22 protein-coding genes and 1 pseudogene are annotated in these 21,896 nt (G+C 59.7%); 14 read left to right on the top strand and 9 right to left on the bottom strand.

Features of this window, described 5'->3' with window-relative positions; genetic code table 11:
* Positions 1 to 165 precede the first annotated feature (165 nt).
* The 3 genes from gcvT to gcvP all read left to right on the top strand — a co-directional run bounded on the left by gcvT (position 166) and on the right by gcvP (position 4,895).
* Entirely contained in the window at positions 166 to 1,263 is a 1,098-nt protein-coding gene (gene gcvT, locus BN1129_RS03160) for a glycine cleavage system aminomethyltransferase GcvT (protein ID WP_042034438.1), read from the top strand.
* Between the two features lie 93 nt (positions 1,264 to 1,356).
* On the top strand, positions 1,357 to 1,746 hold the full coding sequence (gcvH, locus tag BN1129_RS03155; RefSeq protein WP_042034436.1) for a glycine cleavage system protein GcvH: 390 nt from the start codon (positions 1,357 to 1,359) through the stop codon (positions 1,744 to 1,746).
* 272 nt (positions 1,747 to 2,018) lie between these two features.
* Positions 2,019 to 4,895, top strand: a complete 2,877-nt coding sequence (gcvP, locus tag BN1129_RS03150) for an aminomethyl-transferring glycine dehydrogenase (RefSeq protein ID WP_042034435.1) — start codon at positions 2,019 to 2,021, stop codon at positions 4,893 to 4,895.
* 169 nt (positions 4,896 to 5,064) lie between these two features.
* Here gcvP and BN1129_RS24350 read toward each other — a convergent pair whose 3' ends face one another.
* Positions 5,065 to 5,139 carry a VOC family protein gene (locus BN1129_RS24350; RefSeq protein WP_280136030.1) on the bottom strand — a complete coding sequence of 25 codons (75 nt, stop codon included), beginning with the start codon at positions 5,137 to 5,139 and terminating at the stop codon, positions 5,065 to 5,067.
* 71 nt (positions 5,140 to 5,210) lie between these two features.
* Positions 5,211 to 5,258, bottom strand: a pseudogene (locus tag BN1129_RS24345) (hypothetical protein); the annotation flags it as partial.
* A 177-nt stretch (positions 5,259 to 5,435) separates the two neighbouring features.
* Here BN1129_RS24345 and BN1129_RS24340 point away from each other — a divergent pair.
* Positions 5,436 to 5,561 carry a hypothetical protein gene (locus BN1129_RS24340; protein WP_280136029.1) on the top strand — a complete coding sequence of 42 codons (126 nt, stop codon included), beginning with the start codon at positions 5,436 to 5,438 and terminating at the stop codon, positions 5,559 to 5,561.
* A 17-nt stretch (positions 5,562 to 5,578) separates the two neighbouring features.
* Positions 5,579 to 6,334, top strand: a complete 756-nt coding sequence (locus BN1129_RS03140; RefSeq protein WP_042034434.1) for a class I SAM-dependent methyltransferase — start codon at positions 5,579 to 5,581, stop codon at positions 6,332 to 6,334.
* Positions 6,335 to 6,455: 121 nt separating this feature from the next.
* Here BN1129_RS03140 and BN1129_RS03135 read toward each other — a convergent pair whose 3' ends face one another.
* Positions 6,456 to 6,701, bottom strand: coding sequence for a helix-turn-helix domain-containing protein (locus tag BN1129_RS03135; RefSeq protein ID WP_042034433.1), 246 nt, complete (start codon positions 6,699 to 6,701; stop codon positions 6,456 to 6,458).
* Positions 6,702 to 6,819: 118 nt separating this feature from the next.
* On the opposite strand from BN1129_RS03135, the gene BN1129_RS03130 reads away from it, so the two are divergent.
* The gene (locus BN1129_RS03130) at positions 6,820 to 8,097 is read left to right on the top strand and encodes an MFS transporter (protein ID WP_042034431.1); all 1,278 of its coding nucleotides are present in this window, start codon (positions 6,820 to 6,822) and stop codon (positions 8,095 to 8,097) included.
* Positions 8,098 to 8,163: 66 nt separating this feature from the next.
* Here the strand turns inward: BN1129_RS03130 and ahpF are convergent, their stop codons facing one another.
* From ahpF to BN1129_RS03115, 3 genes are all read right to left on the bottom strand, one after another.
* The gene (ahpF, locus tag BN1129_RS03125; protein WP_042034430.1) at positions 8,164 to 9,756 is read right to left on the bottom strand and encodes an alkyl hydroperoxide reductase subunit F; all 1,593 of its coding nucleotides are present in this window, start codon (positions 9,754 to 9,756) and stop codon (positions 8,164 to 8,166) included.
* Positions 9,757 to 9,847: 91 nt separating this feature from the next.
* Positions 9,848 to 10,414 carry an alkyl hydroperoxide reductase subunit C gene (gene ahpC / locus BN1129_RS03120; protein WP_042034429.1) on the bottom strand — a complete coding sequence of 189 codons (567 nt, stop codon included), beginning with the start codon at positions 10,412 to 10,414 and terminating at the stop codon, positions 9,848 to 9,850.
* 646 nt (positions 10,415 to 11,060) lie between these two features.
* Entirely contained in the window at positions 11,061 to 11,513 is a 453-nt protein-coding gene (locus tag BN1129_RS03115) for a CBS domain-containing protein (protein WP_042034428.1), read from the bottom strand.
* Between the two features lie 211 nt (positions 11,514 to 11,724).
* Between BN1129_RS03115 and queA the strand changes: the two genes are divergently transcribed.
* The 7 genes from queA to nlpI all read left to right on the top strand — a co-directional run bounded on the left by queA (position 11,725) and on the right by nlpI (position 18,707).
* Positions 11,725 to 12,777 carry a tRNA preQ1(34) S-adenosylmethionine ribosyltransferase-isomerase QueA gene (queA, locus tag BN1129_RS03110; RefSeq protein ID WP_042034427.1) on the top strand — a complete coding sequence of 351 codons (1,053 nt, stop codon included), beginning with the start codon at positions 11,725 to 11,727 and terminating at the stop codon, positions 12,775 to 12,777.
* Positions 12,778 to 12,848: 71 nt separating this feature from the next.
* The gene (tgt, locus tag BN1129_RS03105; protein ID WP_042034426.1) at positions 12,849 to 13,985 is read left to right on the top strand and encodes a tRNA guanosine(34) transglycosylase Tgt; all 1,137 of its coding nucleotides are present in this window, start codon (positions 12,849 to 12,851) and stop codon (positions 13,983 to 13,985) included.
* A 51-nt stretch (positions 13,986 to 14,036) separates the two neighbouring features.
* A complete protein-coding gene (gene yajC, locus BN1129_RS03100; protein ID WP_042034425.1) occupies positions 14,037 to 14,372 on the top strand; it encodes a preprotein translocase subunit YajC in 336 nt (111 codons plus the stop codon).
* An 18-nt stretch (positions 14,373 to 14,390) separates the two neighbouring features.
* Positions 14,391 to 16,244: a protein translocase subunit SecD gene (gene secD, locus BN1129_RS03095; RefSeq protein WP_042034424.1), complete on the top strand. Its 1,854-nt coding sequence runs from the start codon at positions 14,391 to 14,393 to the stop codon at positions 16,242 to 16,244.
* Positions 16,245 to 16,253: 9 nt separating this feature from the next.
* Positions 16,254 to 17,201: a protein translocase subunit SecF gene (gene secF / locus BN1129_RS03090; RefSeq protein WP_042034423.1), complete on the top strand. Its 948-nt coding sequence runs from the start codon at positions 16,254 to 16,256 to the stop codon at positions 17,199 to 17,201.
* 99 nt (positions 17,202 to 17,300) lie between these two features.
* The gene (locus BN1129_RS03085) at positions 17,301 to 17,669 is read left to right on the top strand and encodes a rhodanese-like domain-containing protein (protein ID WP_042034422.1); all 369 of its coding nucleotides are present in this window, start codon (positions 17,301 to 17,303) and stop codon (positions 17,667 to 17,669) included.
* Between the two features lie 90 nt (positions 17,670 to 17,759).
* Entirely contained in the window at positions 17,760 to 18,707 is a 948-nt protein-coding gene (gene nlpI, locus BN1129_RS03080) for a lipoprotein NlpI (protein WP_280136028.1), read from the top strand.
* A gap of 91 nt (positions 18,708 to 18,798) precedes the next feature.
* Here the strand turns inward: nlpI and BN1129_RS03075 are convergent, their stop codons facing one another.
* Entirely contained in the window at positions 18,799 to 19,671 is an 873-nt protein-coding gene (locus BN1129_RS03075; protein ID WP_042034421.1) for a U32 family peptidase, read from the bottom strand.
* A 14-nt stretch (positions 19,672 to 19,685) separates the two neighbouring features.
* Entirely contained in the window at positions 19,686 to 20,681 is a 996-nt protein-coding gene (gene ubiU / locus BN1129_RS03070; RefSeq protein WP_042034420.1) for a ubiquinone anaerobic biosynthesis protein UbiU, read from the bottom strand.
* Positions 20,682 to 20,870: 189 nt separating this feature from the next.
* Between ubiU and ubiT the strand changes: the two genes are divergently transcribed.
* Positions 20,871 to 21,410 carry a ubiquinone anaerobic biosynthesis accessory factor UbiT gene (gene ubiT, locus BN1129_RS03065; RefSeq protein WP_084204564.1) on the top strand — a complete coding sequence of 180 codons (540 nt, stop codon included), beginning with the start codon at positions 20,871 to 20,873 and terminating at the stop codon, positions 21,408 to 21,410.
* Here ubiT and BN1129_RS03060 read toward each other — a convergent pair.
* Positions 21,357 to 21,773, bottom strand: coding sequence for a hypothetical protein (locus BN1129_RS03060; RefSeq protein WP_042034417.1), 417 nt, complete (start codon positions 21,771 to 21,773; stop codon positions 21,357 to 21,359). The two genes, ubiT and BN1129_RS03060, sit on opposite strands and share 54 nt — an antisense overlap.
* Between the last annotated feature and the right edge of the window lie 123 nt (positions 21,774 to 21,896).

Genomic DNA, 21,896 nt, shown 5'->3' with positions numbered 1-21,896 from the left:
AATCCGCTGCGTTCAAGGAATCACTCTTGCCCTGCGGGGCTGGAACGAGCACAGACTCCGACCGTCTCTTCTCTTTTTCTGTTGCACAGACGATGGCATGTTCTGTTGGCTGTCAGGGGAGGGCGGATTGCGAGTGTTGTCGCGAACGCTTAAGGAAACACAGCGATGATCCAGACTACAGTATTGCATCCCAAGCACCTGGAAGCCGGCGCCAAAATGGTGGACTTCCACGGTTGGGAAATGCCCATCAACTACGGCTCCCAGCTGGAAGAGCACCACGCGGTGCGCACCGATGCCGGCATGTTCGACGTCTCCCACATGACCATAGTCGACTTGACTGGCGAGCGGGTCAAAGCCTTCCTGCAACACCTGCTGGCCAATGACGTGGCCAAACTCACAGTCCCGGGTAAGGCCCTCTACAGTGGCATGCTCAACCCCGATGGCGGCGTCATCGATGACCTCATTACCTACTATCTGACCGATACCTTCTATCGCCTGGTGGTGAACTCGGCTACCCGTGAGAAGGATCTGGCCTGGATCCGTCACCACGCCATCGATTTTGCCGTGAGCGTGACCGAACGTCCCGAACTCGCCATGATCGCGGTGCAGGGCCCCAACGCCAAGGCCAAGGCGGCCAAGGTGTTTACCCCTGAGCAGAACGCGGCAGTGGAAGGGATGAAACCCTTCTTCGGCGTGCAGGCAGGGGATCTCTTCATCGCCACCACGGGCTACACAGGCGAAGACGGTTACGAAATCGTGGTGCCGGGATCCCGGGCGTGCGACCTGTGGCAGGCGCTGCTGGACAACGGCGTGGCCCCTTGCGGGCTGGGCGCGCGGGATACCCTGCGCCTCGAAGCCGGCATGAACCTCTACAGCCAGGACATGGATGAGAGTATCAGCCCACTCGCCGCCAACATGGCCTGGACTCTGGCCTTCGAGCCGGCCTCCCGCCAATTTATTGGTCGCGCCGTGCTGGAAGCACAGAAGGCGGCGGGCACCCAGCCCAAGCAGGTTGGTCTGGTGATGGAAGAGAAGGGGGTGCTGCGTGCCGGCATGCCGGTCACCTTCACCACCGCCAGCGGTGAGAAGCGGGAAGGTGTGATCACCTCAGGCTCGTTCTCGCCGACCCTGGGCTACAGCATCGCCCTGGCTCGGGTGCCCCGCGATATCGGTGAAGAGGCCCAGGTAGAGATCCGCAAGAAGCTGGTCACTGTGAAGGTCACCAAGCCCGCTTTCGTGCGCAACGGCCAGAAGCTGGTGTAACAACCCCATTGCGGCGAAGGGGCAGCCCTTCGCCAGTACCCCTTGTACGCGGTCCAGGTACAAGTGATCCAAGTGAATAAGAAGGAAGCACAAATGAGCCATATCCCGAGCGAACTGAAATATGCCACCTCCCACGAGTGGATCCGTGTTGAAGCCAACGGCGAGGCCGTGGTCGGTATCACCGAGCACGCCCAGGATCTGCTGGGAGACATGGTGTTTATCGACCTGCCGGAAGTGGGCAAGCAAATTGGCGCCGGTGATGACTGCGCCGTGGCCGAGTCGGTCAAGGCCGCCTCTGACATCTACAGCCCGGTGAGCGGTGAGATAGTTGCCATCAACGAAGAGCTGGAAGGCAGCCCGGAGCTGGTCAACTCAGACCCCTACGGCGCTGGCTGGCTGTTCCGCATCAAGCTGGACGATGCGGGCGAGCTCGCCAACCTGCTGGATGCGGAAGGCTACCAGAACGTGGTGGACGAAGAGTAATGCCCCCGGGCCCTGCCACACAGCAGGGCCCGTTTGTATGACCGCCAGCCGGGCACGCGCCCTCTGGTAGAAGGGTGACGTCGCCCGCGCCTGCCGTTTGTCAACCTGGCCTTGCCACGGGGCAAGCAGGCCGGTACGCAACAAGGCGATCCCCTGTCAATGCTGGTGCCGCACTCTGCCTGCGGGACCCAGAACATGAGTGGAGCTGGTATCTGCCGGCTATCAGGAACATCAGGTCTTGGTTATCAGGACTTAAAACCAGGAATAGGGAAATGACCCAGTCACTGTTTGAACTCGAGCAAAAAACCAATTTCATCCGTCGCCACATAGGCTCGGGTGAGGAAGAAGTGCGCGCCCTGTTGGCCATCGTTGGCGCAGAGAGCCTGGACGATCTGATTGAACAGACGGTCCCCGCCGCCATTCGCCGGCCGGGCCCGCTCGGTATCGGCGCCTCCATGACGGAAGTGGAGGCGCTGGCCAAGCTCAAGGGCTACGCCGCTCAGAACAAGATTGCCAAGAGCTACATCGGCATGGGCTATCACGACACCCATGTGCCCCACGTCATCCTGCGCAACGTGCTGGAGAACCCGGGCTGGTATACCGCCTACACCCCGTACCAGCCCGAGCTGGCCCAGGGGCGTCTCGAAGCCCTGCTCAACTTCCAGCAGCTGACGCTGGATCTTACCGGCATGGATCTCGCCAGCGCTTCCCTGCTGGATGAAGCCACCGCTGCCGCCGAAGCCATGGCGCTGGCCAAGCGCATGGCCAAGTCCAAATCCAACCTCTTCTTCGTGGCTGACGATGTGCACCCGCAGGTGATCGACGTGGTCAAGGAGCGCGCGGTTCACTTCGGTTTTGACGTGGCGGTCGGCGCCGCGAGCGATGCTGTGAACGAAGAGGTGTTTGGTGCCCTGTTCCAGTACCCCACCACTACCGGTGAGGTGAAAGATCTGCGGGCCCTGATTGCCGCGGTACAGGCCCAGAAAGGGCTGGCCTGCGTCAGCGCCGATCTGCTCTCCCTGCTGCTGCTCAAATCCCCGGGCGAGCTGGGTGCCGACGTGGTGTTGGGCACCGCCCAGCGTTTCGGCGTGCCCATGGGTTACGGTGGCCCCCACGCCGCCTTCTTCGCCACCCGCGATGCCTACAAGCGCTCCATGCCGGGTCGCATCATCGGTGTCTCCAGGGACGCCCGTGGCAAGAGTGCCCTGCGCATGGCGATGCAGACCCGCGAACAGCATATCCGCCGCGAGAAGGCCAACTCCAACATCTGTACCGCACAGGTGCTGTTGGCCAACATGGCGAGTTTCTACGCCGTTTATCACGGCCCGGTGGGGCTGAAAACCATCGCCTCCCGCGTTCACCGTCTCACCACCATTCTGGCGCTGGGTCTCAAAGCCAAGGGCGTGGCCCTCAGGCACGCCAGCTGGTTCGACACCCTCACAGTGCTGACAGCAGATAAAGCCGCGCTCATTGCCAAAGCCGAAGGGCTGGGCATCAACCTGCGTGCCGATCTCGATGGCGCCGTGGGGGTGTCGCTCTCTGAAACCACCACCCGCGCCGATGTGGCCGAGCTGTTTGATCTCTTCCTCGGTCAAGGCCACGGCCTGGACGTGGAGGTGCTCGACAAGGCGGCCCAGACCCATCACGGCATCCCGCAGGATCTGCTGCGCACCGATGCCGTGCTGACCCACGAGGTGTTCAACAAGTACCACTCCGAGACCGAGATGCTGCGCTACATCCACCGTCTCGAAGCCAAAGATCTGGCCCTCAACTACGCCATGATTTCGCTGGGTTCCTGCACCATGAAGCTCAACGCCACCGCCGAGATGATCCCGGTGACATGGCCCGAGTTTGGCAAGCTGCACCCGTTTGCGCCGCTGGCCCAGGCCAAGGGCTACCAGCTGCTGCTGGCCGACCTCGAAGACTGGCTGGTGAAGGTGACCGGTTACGATGCGGTCTGCATGCAGCCGAACTCAGGTGCTCAGGGTGAGTACGCGGGCTTGCTCGCCATCAAGAAGTACCACGAGTCCCGTGGCGATGGTCATCGCGACATCTGCCTCATTCCGGCCTCTGCCCACGGCACCAACCCGGCCTCCGCCCAGATGGCGGGGCTGCGGGTCATCGTCACGGCCTGCGACAAGTTCGGCAACGTGGATCTCGATGACCTGCGCGCCAAGGCCGCTGAGGCGGGGGATCAGCTCTCCTGCCTGATGGTGACCTATCCCTCCACCCACGGGGTGTATGAGGAGACCATCAAGGAGGTGTGCGACATCGTTCACCAGCACGGTGGTCAGGTCTATCTCGACGGCGCCAACATGAATGCCCAGGTGGGCCTCACTGCCCCGGGCTTTATCGGGGCGGACGTATCTCACCTCAACCTGCACAAGACCTTCGCCATTCCCCATGGCGGCGGTGGCCCGGGCATGGGCCCCATCGGCGTGAAGAAACACTTGGCACCGTTTGTGGCCGGTCACTCTGTGGTCAAGACCAACAAGGAGAGCCGTAACAACGGCGCCGTGTCGGCGGCGCCGTTCGGCTCGGCCAGCATATTGCCCATCAGCTGGATGTATATCGCCATGCTGGGGGATGCAGGGCTGAAGAAATCCACTCAGGTGGCCATCCTCAACGCCAACTACCTGGCCAAGAAGCTGGGTGAATCCTTCCCCGTGCTCTACTCCGGTCGCAACAACCGCGTGGCCCATGAGTGCATCCTGGATATCCGCCCGCTCAAAGAGGCCTGTGGCATCAGCGAGATGGACGTGGCCAAGCGGCTGATGGACTATGGCTTCCATGCGCCGACCATGAGCTTCCCGGTGGCGGGCACCCTGATGGTCGAGCCGACGGAATCCGAATCCAAGCGCGAGCTGGATCGCTTCATCGAGGCGATGACCGCCATCCGTGCCGAGATTGCCAAGGTGCAGGATGGTCACTGGAGCCTGGCCGACAACCCGCTGGTCAACGCGCCCCATACCCAGGATGACGTGATGGACAGCGAGTGGAACCGGGGTTACAGCCGCGCCGAGGCGGTCTTCCCGACCGACGCCGTGCGGGCCAGCAAGCTGTGGCCGTCGGTGAACCGTATCGACGACGTCTACGGCGATCGCAACCTGTTCTGCGCCTGCATCCCCACCGAGGAGTACGCCAAGTAATCACGGTCCCTGACGGGCTGACAGCCAATAAACACAAGGCCACCCCAGCGGGTGGCCTTGTCGTTTGTGGCGCCCTCAAACGGCTTTCAGCCGCGACGCGCCGCCTCGATAGCTGCGATATCAATCTTGCCCATCTGCATCATGGCCTCGGGTTCGGCGATCGCCTCGGTCAGGGCATCTGGCAGGAGATGCCCCACTTGTCCTGACACCAGCCACACTCGCACCCCTGACCGCCGCTCTCAATGATGGCGTGCCAATAGAGTGATCTGTCTTGGCCTGGCTCTGGGTGGCAACCTGGAACGAGAAGGCCCTGCTGTGCCTGACCCCGGGGCTGCCATTGAGCCCGAGGCAGGGGATCCCCATCACCCTGAACTAGACCGTCAGCACATCCCCTCGCTTGCCGGCGGGGTAATCGGCCGGGGCGCGGTGTACGGCGTCATCATCTGGTGGCCCCTGCACCCTGCGCCGCCAAGGTGGCGCTCTCTTCATCTCACCCGTGGCGGGTCCGTGGTCACCGCACTGGCTGGCGAGTGGACCCGTATGTTGCCAATCTGGGAGTTGCATGATGTCGTCAAGTGTAGTGGCATAGTGATCCGGACTACCCGCTTTGGCGTGTTGAACGACAGCCAGGGCAACGGGATGCGGGCAAATGGCGCCCGTCACTGACAAGAGAGGTGTGCGCGATGGACAGTACCCAGCGATTTTCGACCAGGGTCGAGGCTTATGTGAAGTACCGCCCCGGTTATCCGGCGGCCATGCTGGACTTTCTGGCCCAGCAGCTTGCCATGGGGCCCGAGGCCCATGTGGCCGACATAGGGGCGGGCACCGGCATCCTGACCACCCTGCTTGCACCCCGGGTGGCGCGGGTCTGGGCGGTGGAGCCCAATGACGAGATGCGCGCCGCCGCCAGACGACTACTGGCGGATGTGGGCAATATCGGCTGGTCGCACGGCAGTGCGGAGGCCACCGGGCTGCCGGCGGGCTCGGTGGATCTGGTCACTGTCGCCCAGGCGTTTCACTGGTTCGATCGCGCGGCCTTTCGGCAGGAGTGCCAGCGCCTGCTCAGACCAGATGGCCGGGTCGCCCTCATCTGGAATGACAGGCTGACCGACACCCCCTTTCTCAAGGCCTATGAGGAGGGGTTGCACGCCTATTCGGGGGATTACGAAGAGGTCAATCATCGCAACCTCCGCGAGCACGATTTTCGTGCCTTCTTCGAGGGTGAGTATCGGCTCGATCGCTTCGAGAACCACCAGCTGTTCGATCTCGATGGTGTGCTGGGGCGGCTTAACTCCTCCTCCTATGCCCCCGCCGTCGGCACCCCGGCCCATGAGCAGATGACGGCGCTCATCCGACGCGAATTTGGCCGCCATGCGGTGGGTGGCAGAGTCTCCTTCAACTACAGCACCCTGGTCTACAGCGGCCGGGTGTCGGCCTGATCGGAGCCGGCTTCCCGACATGACAAGGCCCTCGTCGTTCACGGCGAGGGCCTTTGTTATTTCCCGGGTACCTCGTTTGGGTGCGCTGCGACGCAGACAGTCGCGAGGGGGGCTTGTGACCTTAGCCCTGGTCTATGCCCAGGATGGCCAGGGCTTTGGCCAGGGCATCGACGGATGCCTGATGTTTGCCCGCGTTATGCAGGGTTTCTCCTTCGGCCCTGAGCTGCTTCACCTCGGCCAGTTGCTCGGCGCTGAGGGCGGGGCCTGCGGCGAGGGCATCATCGATCTTCTTCATGTCTGCGGGGCAGTGAAACGCGAGGGCACTGCCGGCAAAGAGCAGGCCAATCAATAACAGGACAGGTTTCATCTTGGTTACCTCAATGGTGGGTCTCATCAAGCATAGTGTGGTCGTGGCAGGGCCGGTTGGGTTGAAGTGGGGGGGAAGCAAACGGTACCATGGTTGTTTAGCCCGACAGGAAGACCCCATGACGCTCACAAGGTTGTTCTCACCCTTGGCCAGTCTGGTGATATTCATTCTGGGCCACGGCATGTTCAATACCCTGCTGACGGTGCGCCTCTCGGCCGAGCAGGTGTCGGTGCAGGCCATCGGTCTGGTGTCGGCTGCCTATTTCAGTGGCCTGGTACTGGGGGCCTTCGTCAACGCTCGCCTTATCATACGGGTCGGCCATATCCGGGCTTATGCGGCCTACGCCTCCCTGCTCTGTTTTCTGTTTCTGTTGCACGGCATGGTGGTGGACCCCGTCAGCTGGGCCGCACTGCGGCTGGTGGGGGGCTTTGCCACCGGTGGCCTGTTCGTGGTGCTGGAGTCCTGGATGCTGGTTTCAAGCACCCCGCTCAACCGGGGGCGGCTGATGTCGCTCTACATGATCCTGCTCTACGGATCCTTGGCCATGGGCCAGTTGCTGCTCAAGTGGGTGGACCCCATGGTGCTGACCCCGTTTGCCCTGTGCGCCATGGCAGCCACCTTGTCTGTGGTGCCGCTGGCGCTCTCCCGGGTGGCGACGCCCGCCATGGTCGCGTCCCAACCGGTCGGGGTGATCGATCTGGTACGGCTCACTCCGGCTGGCATGGGCAGCAGCTTCCTCTCAGGCCTGATCCTCGGCGCCATTTACGGCCTGCTGCCACTTTACTTTACCGACAGCGGTGCCTCGCTTTCGCGGGTGGCGGAGATGATGGCACTGGTTATCCTGGGGGGCATGTGCCTGCAGTACCCCATAGGCCGTATGTCCGATCGCTATGACAGGCGGCTGGTGATCCTGCTGCTCGGCGCCGTGCTGACTCTGCTCGCCCTGCTGATGGTGCTGCTGCCGGAGGATTGGCGCGAACCTGTCACCGGTACCCTGGTGTTCTTGCTGGGAGGGATGGCGTTTTCCATCTATCCCCTGAGCCTGAGTCACGCCTGCGATGAGCTGCGTCCGGATCAGGTGCTGGGGGCCAATCAGGGGCTGCTGCTCGCCTACAGTCTGGGGGCCATGATAGGGCCGCTGCTGGCGCCTTTCGTCATGCTGCAGTTTGGGCCGCAGGGCTTGTTTGTCTATTTCGCCCTGTGCGGCACCCTGCTGACAGCGTATCTGGGTTGGCGCAAGCGGCAGCGGGCCCCCATTCCCCTGGCCGATCATCAGGTGTTCATGCCGGTGCCGCCCAATACGCCCATGACGCCTGAGCTGGAGCCGAGAACGGATCTGGCGGGGGAGGCCGTACCTGCCAGCTATGCCACGCCTGAGTCGTCCGGGCCGGCCTAGCGGTCTGAATGACGTGGACAAAAAAGCCGGCTCCAGTGAGCCGGCTTTTTATTGGTAAAAGGATTATCAGGCGGTCACGCCATCGGCCTTGGCGGATGCCTCGGTGGCGTCCGGCGCCGCATTGCGGATGAGGTAATCAAACGCACCCAGTGCTGCAGTGGCTCCCGCTCCCATGGAGATGATGATCTGCTTGAACGGCACGGTAGTGGCGTCACCGGCGGCATAGACGCCGGGCAGGGAAGTGGCGCCCTTGGTGTCGATCTCGATCTCGCCAAAACGGGTCAGGGCAATCTCGCTCCCTTTCAGGAACTCGGTGTTGGGGATCAGGCCTATCTGCACGAAGATACCCGCCACGCCTAAGTGCTTGATCTCACCAGTAGTGCGATCTTCGTAATCCATGCCGACCACCTTGCTGCCATCACCAATCACTTCGGTAGTGCGGGCGCTCATGATGATGTCGATATTGCCCATGGAGCGAGCCTTCTTCTGCAGCACCTCGTCGGCACGCAGGGTATCGGCAAATTCCACCACGGTCACATGCTCGACTAGGCCGGCCAGATCGATGGCAGCCTCGACACCTGAGTTGCCGCCCCCGATCACCGCCACCCGCTTGCCTTTGAAGAAGGGGCCATCGCAGTGCGGGCAGTAGGCCACGCCCTTGGTGCGGTACTCGAGCTCGCCCGGCACGTTCAGGTCGCGCCAGCGGGCACCGGTTGCCAGGATCACGGCACGGCTCTTCAAGGTGGCGCCGGAGGCGAGATCCACATTCACATAGCCATCTTTGCTGATGGCGGCGGCGCGCTGCTCGGTGATCACTTCCACGCCGTACTGCTTGACGTGTTGCTCCAGACTCGCGGTCAGCTTGGGACCTTCGGTGTAGGGCACGGAGATAAAGTTCTCGATACCGACGGTGTCCATCATCTGGCCGCCGAAGCGCTCGGCGACGATGGCGGTGCGAATGCCTTTACGAGCGGCATAGATGGCGGCTGCAGCACCAGCCGGGCCACCACCGACCACCAGCACGTCGTAGGGGGCTTTTTCACTCAGCTCGGCAGCCTTGCGATCGGCCGCGCCTGTATCGAGCTTGGCCACTATCTCTTCCAGCGAGATGCGGCCCTGGCTGAATGGCTGACCGTTCATATAGACGTTCGGCACCGCCATGATTTGACGTTCGGTGACTTCTTCCTGGAACAGGGCGCCGTCGATCATGGTGTGGGTGATGCCGGGGTTTAAGGTCGCCATCAGGTTCAGCGCCTGCACCACGTCCGGGCAGTTGTGGCAGGAGAGGGAGATATAGGTCTCGAAGTGGAACTCGCCCTTGAGATTGCGGATCTGCTCCTGCACGGCCGCATCGGCCTTGGAGGGGTGACCGCCGCTTTGCAGCAGGGCGAGCACGAGAGAGGTAAATTCATGACCCATGGGGATGCCGGCAAAATGAACGCGCGGGATCTCGCCCTTCGGCGCGATGCTCATGGAAGGCTTGCGGGCATTGTTGCCATCAGTCATGGCAATCTTGGGGGACATCTCGGCTATCTCGCGGGCCAGCGCCAGCAGCTCGGCGGTTTTGTCACTGTCGTTGCCGGACACGCTGATCTCGATGGGATTGACGATGTACTGCAGATAGGTGTTCAGCTGTTGTTTGAGGTTGGTATCCAACATCTTCCAATTCCTTCTTGTGATTGCGGGTCGGCGTTTTGTCAGGCCAGAAAGCAGACCGGCCCTTGAATGGGCCGGTCTTGGAAGCGGAGGCTTAGATTTTGCCTACCAGATCCAGGGACGGGGCCAGGGTGGCATCGCCTTCTTTCCACTTGGCCGGGCACACTTCACCCGGGTGGGAGGCAACGTACTGGGCCGCTTTGACTTTGCGCAGCAGTTCCAGAGCGTCACGGCCGATACCGCCAGCGTTGATTTCAACGATCTGGATGATGCCCTGCGGGTCGATGACGAAGGTGCCGCGGTCAGCCAGACCGGCTTCTTCGATCATCACGCCGAAGTTGCGGGTGATGGCGCCTGTCGGGTCACCAATCATCGGATACTGGATCTTCTGGATGGTGTCGGAGGTGTCGTGCCACGCCTTGTGAGTGAAGTGGGTGTCGGTGGAGACGGAGTAGATCTCGACGCCCAGCTTCTTGAATTCGGCGTAGTTGTCAGCCAAGTCACCCAGCTCGGTCGGGCAAACGAAGGTGAAGTCTGCCGGGTAGAAGAACACCACGGACCACTTGCCTTTCAGGTCAGCGTCAGACACCTGAACGAATTTGCCATTGTGGTAGGCGGTGGCGTTGAACGGCTTGATTGCAGTGTTGATGTAGGTAGACATGTATTTGCTCCTTGGTGATGTACATATGCCTGTCTGGTGTTGAAGAGTCTATCCGGATCAGGCGTTTAACGTTCGATGGATTCATCATAGGGGCTTCTCCTAATCGGCTAAAGCCGCAATTTTGAATCACTTCAATCTATCTATTAGATAATCTACCGCTGCTGTACTAAACATGAATATTTCTGACGTGCCAAGGTAACCCCTTGTCGAGATTAACATCTGTGCGGCACCCTGGATTTTCAAGGGCCGAATGGGCATCTTCTTCAGGGACGGGCAGGGCGTGGCAGTGACGTGCTGCGTGACGCATGTAACAAAGTGGGGTGGGGCAGGATCGTGCAGATAAAAAAATCCCGGCGCTGTCGTGAGGACAAGGCCGGGTCATCAAACAAGGAATGGCTATGTAAACAAAAGCTTTACAGCAAAGACTAACTACGGGGTGTGCAAACTTGCAGACATATGAGAGGAAGAGGCTGGGTGCACAATCCCTCGTCTCCCCCTCGGCAACTATTGCATGGGGCAGATAATAGTGTGACGCAGATCACAAAGCAAGTCTGTGGTGTAATTTTTCCATCAAAATGGAGCGCTTTCAGCATTATTGCTGATTTAATGTGCTGAAAACGCTTTTGTTGTAATTTTATTACATAATCTAAAGATCAGAATCGCTGAGCGGCTCCTGTTCTTCCATCAGTTCGAGCAGGTTGATGGCAACTGCAATGAAATCCGACTCCGTGACTATGCCTACCAGTTTGCGCCCCTTGAGCACCGGCAGGCAGCCATATTTGTGGCGTTGCAGGTAGAGGGCCGCTTCCTTGATGCCGGCGTGGGGATCCACGCTCGCCACCTGGCGGGTCATGATCTCGTCGAGCTGGACGCTGTCGGTGAATTCCGCTTCCCGCTCCGGGTTGATGAGCAGCAGCTTGGACTCGCGGGTGGCCAGGATGTCGGTGAGGGTGACCAGACCCAGCAGATGACGGTGCTCGTCGACGATGGGGATGTGGCGGATCTGCTCCTGTTGCATCAAATCCATCGCCTGTTTGACGCTGTTTTCCGGACCCAGGGTGAAGGGATGTTCTGTCATGATCTCGGATAAAGTCATCATGGTGGGCCTCCTTGTGTATCTGCTTTCACCCTAGCTCACCCCTCCTGAATAGAACATGATCAGGGTCAATACAGATCATTAAAGAATCATTAACCGGAGGTGTGTCTCAATATTGCTCGCTATCCCTTGTCTCTCTTGGGTTTTTGGTCTTTTGGGTTGCCTTGGAAGAGGGGGATAACTAGACTAGCCGCCGATTCCCCCGAGGTGAAAGATGCAAGTATCCGATTTTCATTTTGATCTGCCAGACGAGCTGATTGCCCGCTATCCGATGGCAGAGCGTACCGCCAGCCGCCTGTTGCAGCTCGATGGTCAAAGCGGCGCCCTGCGCCATGGTCAATTTGTGGATGTGCTGGACCAGCTCCACCCCGGTGATCTGCTGGTATTCAACAACACCCGTGTCATTCCGGCGCGCATGTTTGGCCAGAAGGCCAGCGGCGGCAAGCTGGAGGTGCTGGTGGAGCGCATCCTGGACGAGCACAGCGTGCTGGCTCACGTGCGTTCCTCCAAGTCGCCCAAGCCGGGCACCCGGATGATCATGGATGGTGGGGTGGAAGCCGAGATGCGGGCCCGCCACGATGCCCTGTTCGAGATCCATTTCCTCGACCCGCGTCCGGTGTTGGAGATTTTGGACGCCATCGGTCACATGCCGTTGCCGCCCTATATCGACAGGCCCGATGAGGATGCCGACAAGGAGCGCTACCAGACTGTCTACAACCAGAAGCCGGGTGCCGTGGCCGCGCCGACCGCCGGCCTGCACTTCGATGAGCCGCTGCTGGCAAAGATCCGCGCCAAAGGGGTTGAAACGGCCTTCGTCACCCTACATGTAGGAGCGGGGACCTTCCAGCCGGTGCGGGTGGACAAGATTGAAGATCACCACATGCACTCGGAATATGCCGAAGTGCCGCAGGAAGTGGTGGATGCCATTACGGCGACCCGTGCCCGTGGTGGTCGCGTCATCGCCGTCGGCACTACCTCGGTACGCTCCCTGGAGAGCGCGGCCAAGGTGAGCCTGGCCCAGGGCAAGCCACTGGCGCCATTTTTTAGCGACACCGACATCTTCATCTTCCCCGGCTACCAGTTTCAGGTAGTCGATGCCATGGTCACCAACTTCCATCTGCCGGAGTCGACCCTGATCATGCTGGTCAGTGCCTTCGCCGGATACGATCAGGTGATGGCGGCCTATCAGGCCGCCGTGGCCGAGCAGTACCGTTTCTTCAGCTACGGGGACGCGATGTTTGTCACCCGTCGCCGGGCAGTGGCATAAGCCTCGCCCTTATATACCGGGCCTTTGGGCTCTCTATTGTCAGACTGTTTCTCTGACGCAACGAGGTAACAATGAAATTTGAACTGAAAACCACCGATGGCCGTGCCCGTCGCGGTCAGCTGGTGTTCGAACGTGGCGTGGTACAAACGCCGGCCTTCATGCCGGTCGGTACCTATGGCACCGTCAAGGGGATGACCCCGGAAGAAGTGCGTGAGACCGGTGCCCAGATCCTGCTTGGCAACACCTTCCACCTCTGGCTGCGGCCGGGGCAGGAAGTGATGCGCGCCCACGGCGATCTGCACGACTTCATGAACTGGCAGGGCCCGATCCTGACCGACTCAGGTGGTTTCCAAGTGTTCAGCCTGGGACACATTCGCAAGATCACCGAGGCGGGTGTGCACTTCCGTCACCCCATCAATGGCGAGAAGATCTTCCTCGACCCCGAGAAATCCATGGAGATCCAGTACGATCTGGGCTCCGACATCGTGATGATCTTCGACGAGTGCACCCCCTATCCGGCCACTTACGAAGAGGCGCGCAAGTCCATGGAGATGTCCCTGCGCTGGGGCAAGCGCTCGCGCGACAAGTTTGATGCGCTGGGCAATAAAAATGCCCTGTTCGGCATCATCCAGGGCTCGGTCTATGAAGAGCTGCGGGATGTGTCCCTCAACGGTCTGCTGGAGATCGGCTTTGACGGTTATGCGGTCGGCGGTCTGGCGGTGGGCGAGCCCAAGGAAGACATGCACCGGATCCTCGAGCACGTCTGCCCGAAAATTCCGGCCGACAAGCCGCGCTACCTGATGGGGGTGGGCAAGCCGGAAGATCTGGTGGAAGGGGTGCGCCGCGGGGTCGACATGTTCGACTGCGTGATGCCGACCCGCAATGCCCGCAACGGTCATCTGTTTACCACCGATGGTGTGGTCAAGATCCGCAACGCCAAGTATCGCAGCGACACCAGCACCCTGGATGCCGATTGCGATTGCTACACCTGCAAGAACTACACCCGCAGCTATCTGTACCATCTGGACAAGTGCAACGAGATCCTCGGTGCTCGTCTGAACACCATTCACAACCTGCGTTATTACCAGCGTGTGATGCAGGGTTTGCGGGACGCGATCGAGCAGGGTAAATTAGACGACTTTGTAACTGAGTTTTACCGTCGGCAAGGGAAGCCTGTGCCTCCATTAGCTGAAAATGACGTTAAATAACAACGATATATAAGTTAGTTATCAAATCTACATCAAATAAGAGGTTGTTAAATGAGCATTATCTCCAAGGCATATGCAGAAGGCGCAGTTCCGGGTGCACAGAGTGGTGGCATGGAAATGATCATCATGCTGGCCGTGTTCGGCCTTATCTTCTACTTCATGATCTATCGTCCCCAGGCCAAGCGTGCCAAAACTCATCGTGACCTGATGAGCTCCCTGGCAAAGGGTGATGAAGTGCTCACCTCAGGTGGCCTGGTTGGCAAGATCGCCAAGGTGTCCGCCGATAGCGAATACATAGTGCTGTCCCTGAATGATCAGACTCAAGTTACCATCAAACGTGATTTCGTCTCTGCCGTTCTGCCCAAGGGTTCTATCCAGTCCCTTTAATCTCCCGAGGAGCACAGCGTGTTAAATCGCTATCCGCTGTGGAAATACCTGATGGTGGTCTTCGTGATCGCCATCGGTTTTCTATATGCAGCCCCCAATCTTTACGGCGAAGACCCGGCCTTGCAGATCTCTGCCAGCCGGGGTGCCGAAGTCAAGCTAGAGACGCTTGATCTGGTGAAAGAGGCCCTAGAGGCGGCTCAGATCCCGGTCAAGCATGCTGCGTTCGAGCATGGTTTCATTCTGATCCGTTTCAGGAACACCGAAGAACAGCTCAAGGCGCGCGACGTCGTCGCCAACAAGCTGGGCGACAACTTCATTACCGCCCTCAACCTGGCGCCCTCCACGCCGGCCTGGCTTGAAGCCATCGGTGCTGCACCGCTGAAGCTGGGTCTGGATCTGCGCGGTGGTGTGCACTTCCTGATGGAAGTGGACATGGCCGAGGCGCTGACCAAGCAGCAAGAGCAGATGGTGCAGGATTTTCGCACCGAGCTGCGTACCCAGAAGATCCGTTACTCCGGCGTGCGCCGGGTCGGTGATCAGGTACAGGTTCTGTTCCGTGATGAAGCGGATCAGGAACGCGCCATCTCTTATCTGCGTCGTCAGAACCCGGATTTGAACTTCACCACAGAGCAGAAAGGGGACGAGTTCGTTCTCAACGCTGCCCTCAGTGATGCCAAGATCAAAGAGGTGAGAAAGTATGCTCTCGAGCAGAACATCACCATTATCCGTAACCGGGTGAACGAACTGGGTGTGGCTGAGCCGCTGGTCCAGCAGCAGGGCGCTGAACGCATAGTGGTCCAGCTGCCCGGTATTCAGGATACTGCCCGCGCCAAGGAGATCCTGGGGGCAACCGCGACCCTGGAATTCCACATGGTCGATGAAACCGCTGATATCCAGGCTGCCGCTGATGGCCGTGTTTCGCCGAGCTCCAAGGTCTATACCGACCGCCACGGCCGTCCGGTTGTGCTGCAAAAGCGGGTGATCCTGACCGGTGACCACATAGTGGGTGCCCAGTCCGGTTTCGATGAGTACAGCCGCCCTCAGGTCAACATCAAACTCGATGGCCAGGGTGGTAACAAGATGGCCAACTTTACCAAGGACAACGTCGGTAAAGGCATGGCGACCGTCTTCATCGAGTACAAGCCGGTGGGCCAACCCGGTCCGGATGGCAAGCGCAAGTTCCGCAAGCAGGAGGAGGTGATCAACGTCGCCACCATCCAGTCGCGTCTTGGCAGCCAGTTCCGCATCACGGGTATCGACAACGCCAATGAAGCCCATAACCTGGCGCTGCTGTTGCGTGCCGGTGCCCTGATTGCCCCCATCCAGATTGTGGAAGAGCGCACCATAGGCCCAAGCCTGGGTCAGCAGAACATCGACAGCGGGATGGAAGCCATCGGCTGGGCCATGCTGGTGATCGTACTGTTCATGGGGATCTACTACCGTGCCTTCGGCTGGGTGGCCAACCTGGCGCTGGTGATCAACCTGGTATTGATTGTCGGCATTATGTCGATGATCCCGGGGGCCACCATGACACTGCCGGGCATTGCCGGTATCGTCTTGACGCTGGGAATGGCGGTGGATGCCAACGTGTTGATCTTCGAGCGTATCCGGGAAGAGATCCGCAACGGTCGCGGTGTGCAGCAGGCCATCCATCTGGGCTTTGATCGCGCATTCTCGACCATCGCCGACTCCAACGTCACCTCGCTCATCACCTGTGTGATCCTGTTCGGTATCGGTACCGGTGCCATCAAGGGCTTTGCCTTGACGCTGGGTATTGGTCTGACGGCTTCCATGTTTACTGCCATCACGGTTTCCCGCGCCATTATCAATCTGGTCTGGGGTGGACGGCATATCGACAAGCTGCCGATCTAAGGAAGAGACATGTTTCAGATTCTACATTTTGAAAAACCAATCCCGTTTATGCGCTATGCCAAGCCGGGTGTGGTTTTCTCTACCCTGCTGATGGTGATCTCCCTGTTCTTCCTGTTCGATCGGGGTCTGAACTGGGGTCTGGACTTTACCGGCGGCACCACCATAGAGGTGGGATTCCCGCAGTCGGTGAGCCTGGACAAGATCCACAAGGTGCTGGATGAGCAGAAGATTGCAGGGGCAACCCTGCAACACTTCGGATCCAGCCGTGACGTGCTGGTGCGGATGACTCCACAAGAGGGGGTCAGGGTAGAGCAGCAGGGCAATCAGGTGCTGGCAGCTGCCCAGCAGATTGATCCGGAGGCCGTGCTCAAGCGCGTCGAGTTCGTCGGCCCTTCAGTGGGCGATGAACTGGCTACCGATGGTGCCCTGGCTATGCTGGCATCCATCCTTTGCATCATGGCCTACGTGGCGGTGCGCTTCGAATGGCGTCTGGCGTTGGGGGGGATCGTTTCCTTGGTGCACGACGTGGTCATCACTCTGGGCGTATTTGCCTTCTTCCAGTATGAGTTCGATTTGACCGTGCTGGCGGCGCTGATGACGCTGGTAGGTTACTCCTTGAACGACACCATAGTGGTGTTCGATCGCCTGCGGGAAAATTTCCGCAAGGTGCGCAAGGGGGATACCGAGTACATCCTGGATCTCTCCATGACCGAAACCTTGAGTCGGACCATCATTACCTCGGGTCTGACTTTCGTGGTGGTGCTGGCGTTGCTGCTCAAAGGCGGCGCCCTGCTCCACGGGTTTGCGGTAGCCATGGTGATAGGTGTGGCATTTGGTACCTATTCCTCCATCTATGTGGCGAGTTCGTTCGCCATGTTCCTCGGGGTTAAACGGGAGCACATGCTGCCGACTCCGGTGGAAAAAGAGGGCGCGGATCAGCAAGAGATCCTGCCGTAATCGACAAGGGCGCCGTGAGGCGCCCTTTCTCTTATGGGCCGAGTGAGTCATGATGCTACTCATCATCAATGTCCTATTACTCAAGGCAAGGAGCAAACCATGCAACATAATCCACGTTTTCTGGCGCTGGTCGAGGCGATCCGTCCTCAGGTAACAGAGACTGACGTGCACCAGATAAAACGTTGGCAGAATGAGGGACGTGCCTTTCACCTGATCGACGTGCGTGAGGAGAGCGAGTGGGGCAGGGGCCATCTGCCTGGCGCGGTTTACCTCGGTCGTGGCGTGATTGAGCGCGATATTGAGACGCGCTATCCGGATCCGGCCACCGAGCTCTACCTCTATTGTGGTGGGGGATTTCGCTCCATCCTGGTGGCGGATAACCTGCAGAAGATGGGGTATAGCCGGGTTGTCAGCGTCGATGGTGGTTTTCGGGGCTGGTGTGATGCCGGATACCCTGTCGAATCCTGATTTATTTGAGGGAGAGAGGTTCAGCCACATGACAAAGTGTCGGTTGACCTTTACCATATGCGGGGTCAAGCGTCAGCGTCGGAGTGTTCATTGAACGTCAGGAAAGGGATTGGATACCTCCTTGGTATCCTGTTGCTGCTCCCCATGTGGGGTTGCAGCAGTAGCAGTCAGGTTGAAGCGCCTCAAGTTCCCAAGCCGCAACCCGCTTCACTGGTATTGGCGACCCCCCTGCAGGTCTCTTACCAGAGCGAGTTGGCGTTGGCACGACTCGGGCAAATGCTCGGTGAGATGGAGTTGACCACCGAGCAACGGGCTGAACTGTTTTATGAGCGTGCCGTGGTGTTTGACCGGGTTGGCTTGCGCTCCCTGGCGAGGCTGGATTTCAACCGGGCCTTGCGGGAGAAACCGGATTTTGCCGAGGCCTACAACTTCATCGGCGTTTATCTGGTGCAGCAGCAGAATTATGACGAAGCCTACGAGGCATTTGATTCTGCCCTCGAGCTGGCTCCCGATTATGACTATGCCTATCTCAACCGTGGCATTGCGCTCTATTACGGCAATCGTCCCGAGCTGGCCGCCGCCGATATGAAACGCTTCTATGAAGCGCAGCCAGAAGATCCCTATCGGGTGATCTGGCTCTATCTGGCCGAGCAAAAGCTCAATGCGCCAGCCGCCATGAGCCGGATGCGCGAGCGTCTCAACAAGTATGACGACGACGCCTGGAACTGGGATCTGGTGCGCCTTTACACCGGCGAGATCAATGCGACCCAGTTGATGAGCAACGTGGTGAAAGGGGTGAAGGATAACCGGGAGCTTGCTGAGCGCTTGAGTGAAACCTACTTCTACCTCGGCAAATTTGAACTGGCCAGGGGCAACCGCAAGGAAGCCATCAGCTACTTCAAGCTGGCACTCGCCAACAACGTGTACGACTTCATCGAGCACAGATATGCCCTGCTCGAGCTGGAACTGATGGCGCGCAAACCCGTGCCGCCGGGGACCCAGAGCGCACAGGGCAAGAGCAGCAAGCAGGCCTACTGATTGCTGGTGCTCGATATGTAAAAAAGGCCTCAATGATGAGGCCTTTTTGCTGTCTGCTGCCTGCTGCCTGCGTTCTGGTATCGGTACGGCGTTATTCCACCAGACTCATACCGGGGATCTGGCGCCAGTAACCGTTGCAGTCACGCTCCCGTTGCAGGGAGAGGGGGGCCTGACCTTGCTGATTGGCCTTGAAGCGATCCAGCATCTCAAGGGTGTCCAGTCCTTCGGGGGAGAGGCGTACCACGTCCACCAGACCCTCCATGCCGGTGATCTCGTTGCCCAGGTTGTAGCAGTAACCTGACTGGGTCTGGATACCGTTGAGGTTGAACACCTTCTGTCCCTCGCGGCTGCTGGCCAGCCGGCCTGTGGGATAGTGGATGCAGGCGAGTTCGCAGTTGTCCTTTGGCTTGTCGAGGGAGCGGGCGGTGAAGCAGCGCGCTGAGTAGGCGAGCGGCAAGTGGCCGTAGGCGAACACCTCCACGTCGAACTGCTGGCGAGCGCTGCCCAGATCCTGATTGAGCTGCATCAGCCAGTCGCGCGACAGCTCCACCGGCATCACCCAGCGTGTCATCCCCTGTTTGAGCAGCATACGCAGCACGTCGGCGTTGTAGGCATTGATGGCCGGGCCGCAGACAAACGGGATCCCCACCTCCCAGGCAAGTTGCACCGTGCCGAGATCGTTGGCTTCGACCATCAGATCGCCATTGTCGACCAGCCGTTTGACCTCCTTGAGCTCCGAGGGGGCCGAGATCAGCGCCAGGGTGGAGAGTACGGCCTGCTTGCCTGAGGCCGCCACCTGGCGGGCGAGGGAGATCCAGTCATCCACCTTGAGTTCGCGGCGCTTGCTGCAGACCGTTTCCCCCAGATAGATGATGTCCGCCTGGCTCTGTGTCGCGGCGTCATAAAAGGCCTGGATATCGGCTTTGGGCCAGTAGAAGAGCAGAGGCCCGAGAGAGAATTGCATGTGGTTGAGATCCTTTATTGCCACTGACGATGATAGGCGCCGAGAGTAGTCTGACTCCCCTCGGAGACGCGGGCGAGCTGGGCATCCCACTCGGCTTTGACGCTATAGGCATCGGGATTGGCCTGGTAGGCGTCGATGGCCGCGCGCCAGACCCGGGTGACTTGCTCCACGTAGGCGGGACTTCGCTGGCGCCCCTCGATCTTGACCGACTGGATCCCGGTCTGGAACAGCTCTGGCAAGAGCCCCAAGGTGTTGAGGCTGGTCGGCTCCTCCAGCGCATGGTAGGTCTGGCCATCCACCTCGAAGCGGCCCTTGCACAGGGTAGGGTAACCGGCGTTTTCACCCGGGCCGTAACGGTCGATCAGCACCTCGTTGAGGCGGGATTCGAGGCCACTCGGTGTTTCCTCCCAGCGTACAAACTTGGCCGGTGAGCAGGCTCCCACCGTATTGGGACTCTCACCTGTCATGTAGGAGGATAAGTAGCAACGTCCCTCCGCCATGATGCAGAGGCTGCCGAAGGCGAACACCTCGAGACCGACGTCAGTCTCGCGGGCCAGCTGCCTGACCTGATGCATGGAGAGCACCCGTGGCAACACCACTCGGCCAACGTTGAAATGCTGCTGATAGAAGCGGATGGCGGCAGCGTTGGTGGCGCTGGCCTGCACCGAAACGTGCAGCTCCATGTCCGGATGGTGGCGGCTGGCGTAATCGAGCACGGCGAGATCGGCGATGATCAGGGCGTCGGCACCGAGCGCCACACCCCGGTCCACTGCCTGCTTCCATCTGGTATCCGATCCCGGATGGGCGAAGGTATTGATGGCGATGTGCAGCTTTCGGCCATGCTGGTGCACGTAGTCCACCGCTTTTTCCAGCTTGCTGTCGGTGAAATTGAGGCCGGCAAAGTGGCGGGCATTGGTGTCATCCTTGAAACCGATGTAAACCGCATCGGCCCCGTTATCCACGGCTGTTTTCAGTGCCGGCAAACTACCTGCCGGACAGAGTAATTCCATCGGGTACGCTCCGAGAGGGCAAAAAATGCAAAAGTAGCCCGATTGTATTCATCGATGCCTTCCCACTTTTTGACCTGAGGCAGCTTTGTGTGGCTTTACCCTTCTTGAGGTAAGTCGGCACAAGTTTGATTTTCAACAGGATCCAGCGCGTGGCCTTGTGTTTGAATGCGCAAAAACTGGGAGTTTATCGTGTTTCAACAACTGCAATCTCGCCTGGTCGAACAGGCTCCCCGCTTTCTGCGCCGCCCCCTCAAGCTGGTGCCGTTTGCGCTGCAGCAGAACCTGATGGAGCGCCTGCTGGCGCGGGTGTTCAAGGAAGCCATCCAGGATGGTGATTTCGAATTTCTGGCCGGCAAATGGCTCAGGGTCGAGGTGTCGGATCTCGAGCTCAGCTGGTTCATCAGCGAACAGGATGGAAAACTGGTGGTGGCCCGCCATTGTGAGCGGGCGGATGTCTGCTTCAGCGGCACCACCAATGACCTCATCCTGATCGCCGGTCGCAAGGAAGATCCTGATTCTCTCTTTTTTCAACGCAAGCTGAAGATTGAAGGGGATACCGAGCTGGGACTGGAGGTGAAGAACCTGATGGACAGCCTGGACCTGGATGGCTTGCCGAGCCTGATGCGCTATCCGCTGCTGGATCTTGCCACCTTCATCGAACGGGCGCGCACCGCGTCAGCGCAGGAGTCGCACTCTGCGCCGACGGGCGGGGTCCCGTCTCAGGTGTAATACCAGGCCACTGGCATGGTGGCGGTAGTGACTGCGAGCCCACAGGCAGCGACAGGCCCAGACACAAGGGATCACAGCCAGCAGGGCGGCAGCGTTGGGGAGGCGGGAGAGCAACAGACCCAGCGCCAGCCAGATGAAGGGCTGCGCCTCGTACAGCCACTCCGGCTTGAACCAGCGTTTGGTCGGAAAGATGACCAGGTCGGTACGTCGATAGCTGGAGCGCATCATCCAGATGACAGCGCCTGCGACAAACAACAGGCTGCCCGCCAGCCAGAGCAAGGGGGTTTGGGTGAGCGTGATCATGCCGACCGCGGTCAGCAGATAGCAGACTGGTAACCTCTCATAAAGCCAGTGCGGGCACATGTTGCCTCCGTTCCTAGATCCACGCATCCTCCAAGTTTAGCCCGTGGTCAGCCTCTGCTCATGATGCTTTGTTCTACACAATGAGGGTTTTGTTGTGAAATGGTGCGCCTTTTACGGTGCCAA

The organism is Aeromonas popoffii (assembly GCF_000820025.1).
Taxonomy (GTDB): domain Bacteria; phylum Pseudomonadota; class Gammaproteobacteria; order Enterobacterales; family Aeromonadaceae; genus Aeromonas; species Aeromonas popoffii.
The sequence above is the reverse complement of the archived record's forward strand: the minus strand, read 5'-3'. Positions and strand labels throughout refer to the sequence as shown.

Coding starts and splice junctions, on each gene's coding strand:
- gcvH (WP_042034436.1), top strand. CDS start 1,357: ATGAGCCATATCCCGAGCGAACTGAAATATGCCACCTCCCACGAGTGG.
- BN1129_RS03135 (WP_042034433.1), bottom strand. CDS start 6,701: ATGAAACCTGTCCTGTTATTGATTGGCCTGCTCTTTGCCGGCAGTGCC.
- BN1129_RS03115 (WP_042034428.1), bottom strand. CDS start 11,513: ATGATGACTTTATCCGAGATCATGACAGAACATCCCTTCACCCTGGGT.
- gcvP (WP_042034435.1), top strand. CDS start 2,019: ATGACCCAGTCACTGTTTGAACTCGAGCAAAAAACCAATTTCATCCGT.
- gcvT (WP_042034438.1), top strand. CDS start 166: ATGATCCAGACTACAGTATTGCATCCCAAGCACCTGGAAGCCGGCGCC.
- tgt (WP_042034426.1), top strand. CDS start 12,849: ATGAAATTTGAACTGAAAACCACCGATGGCCGTGCCCGTCGCGGTCAG.
- BN1129_RS03130 (WP_042034431.1), top strand. CDS start 6,820: ATGACGCTCACAAGGTTGTTCTCACCCTTGGCCAGTCTGGTGATATTC.
- BN1129_RS03060 (WP_042034417.1), bottom strand. CDS start 21,773: ATGTGCCCGCACTGGCTTTATGAGAGGTTACCAGTCTGCTATCTGCTG.
- queA (WP_042034427.1), top strand. CDS start 11,725: ATGCAAGTATCCGATTTTCATTTTGATCTGCCAGACGAGCTGATTGCC.
- yajC (WP_042034425.1), top strand. CDS start 14,037: ATGAGCATTATCTCCAAGGCATATGCAGAAGGCGCAGTTCCGGGTGCA.
- BN1129_RS03140 (WP_042034434.1), top strand. CDS start 5,579: ATGGACAGTACCCAGCGATTTTCGACCAGGGTCGAGGCTTATGTGAAG.
- BN1129_RS03085 (WP_042034422.1), top strand. CDS start 17,301: ATGCAACATAATCCACGTTTTCTGGCGCTGGTCGAGGCGATCCGTCCT.
- ubiU (WP_042034420.1), bottom strand. CDS start 20,681: ATGGAATTACTCTGTCCGGCAGGTAGTTTGCCGGCACTGAAAACAGCC.
- ahpC (WP_042034429.1), bottom strand. CDS start 10,414: ATGTCTACCTACATCAACACTGCAATCAAGCCGTTCAACGCCACCGCC.
- secF (WP_042034423.1), top strand. CDS start 16,254: ATGTTTCAGATTCTACATTTTGAAAAACCAATCCCGTTTATGCGCTAT.
- ahpF (WP_042034430.1), bottom strand. CDS start 9,756: ATGTTGGATACCAACCTCAAACAACAGCTGAACACCTATCTGCAGTAC.
- BN1129_RS03075 (WP_042034421.1), bottom strand. CDS start 19,671: ATGCAATTCTCTCTCGGGCCTCTGCTCTTCTACTGGCCCAAAGCCGAT.
- BN1129_RS24340 (WP_280136029.1), top strand. CDS start 5,436: ATGTTGCCAATCTGGGAGTTGCATGATGTCGTCAAGTGTAGTGGCATA.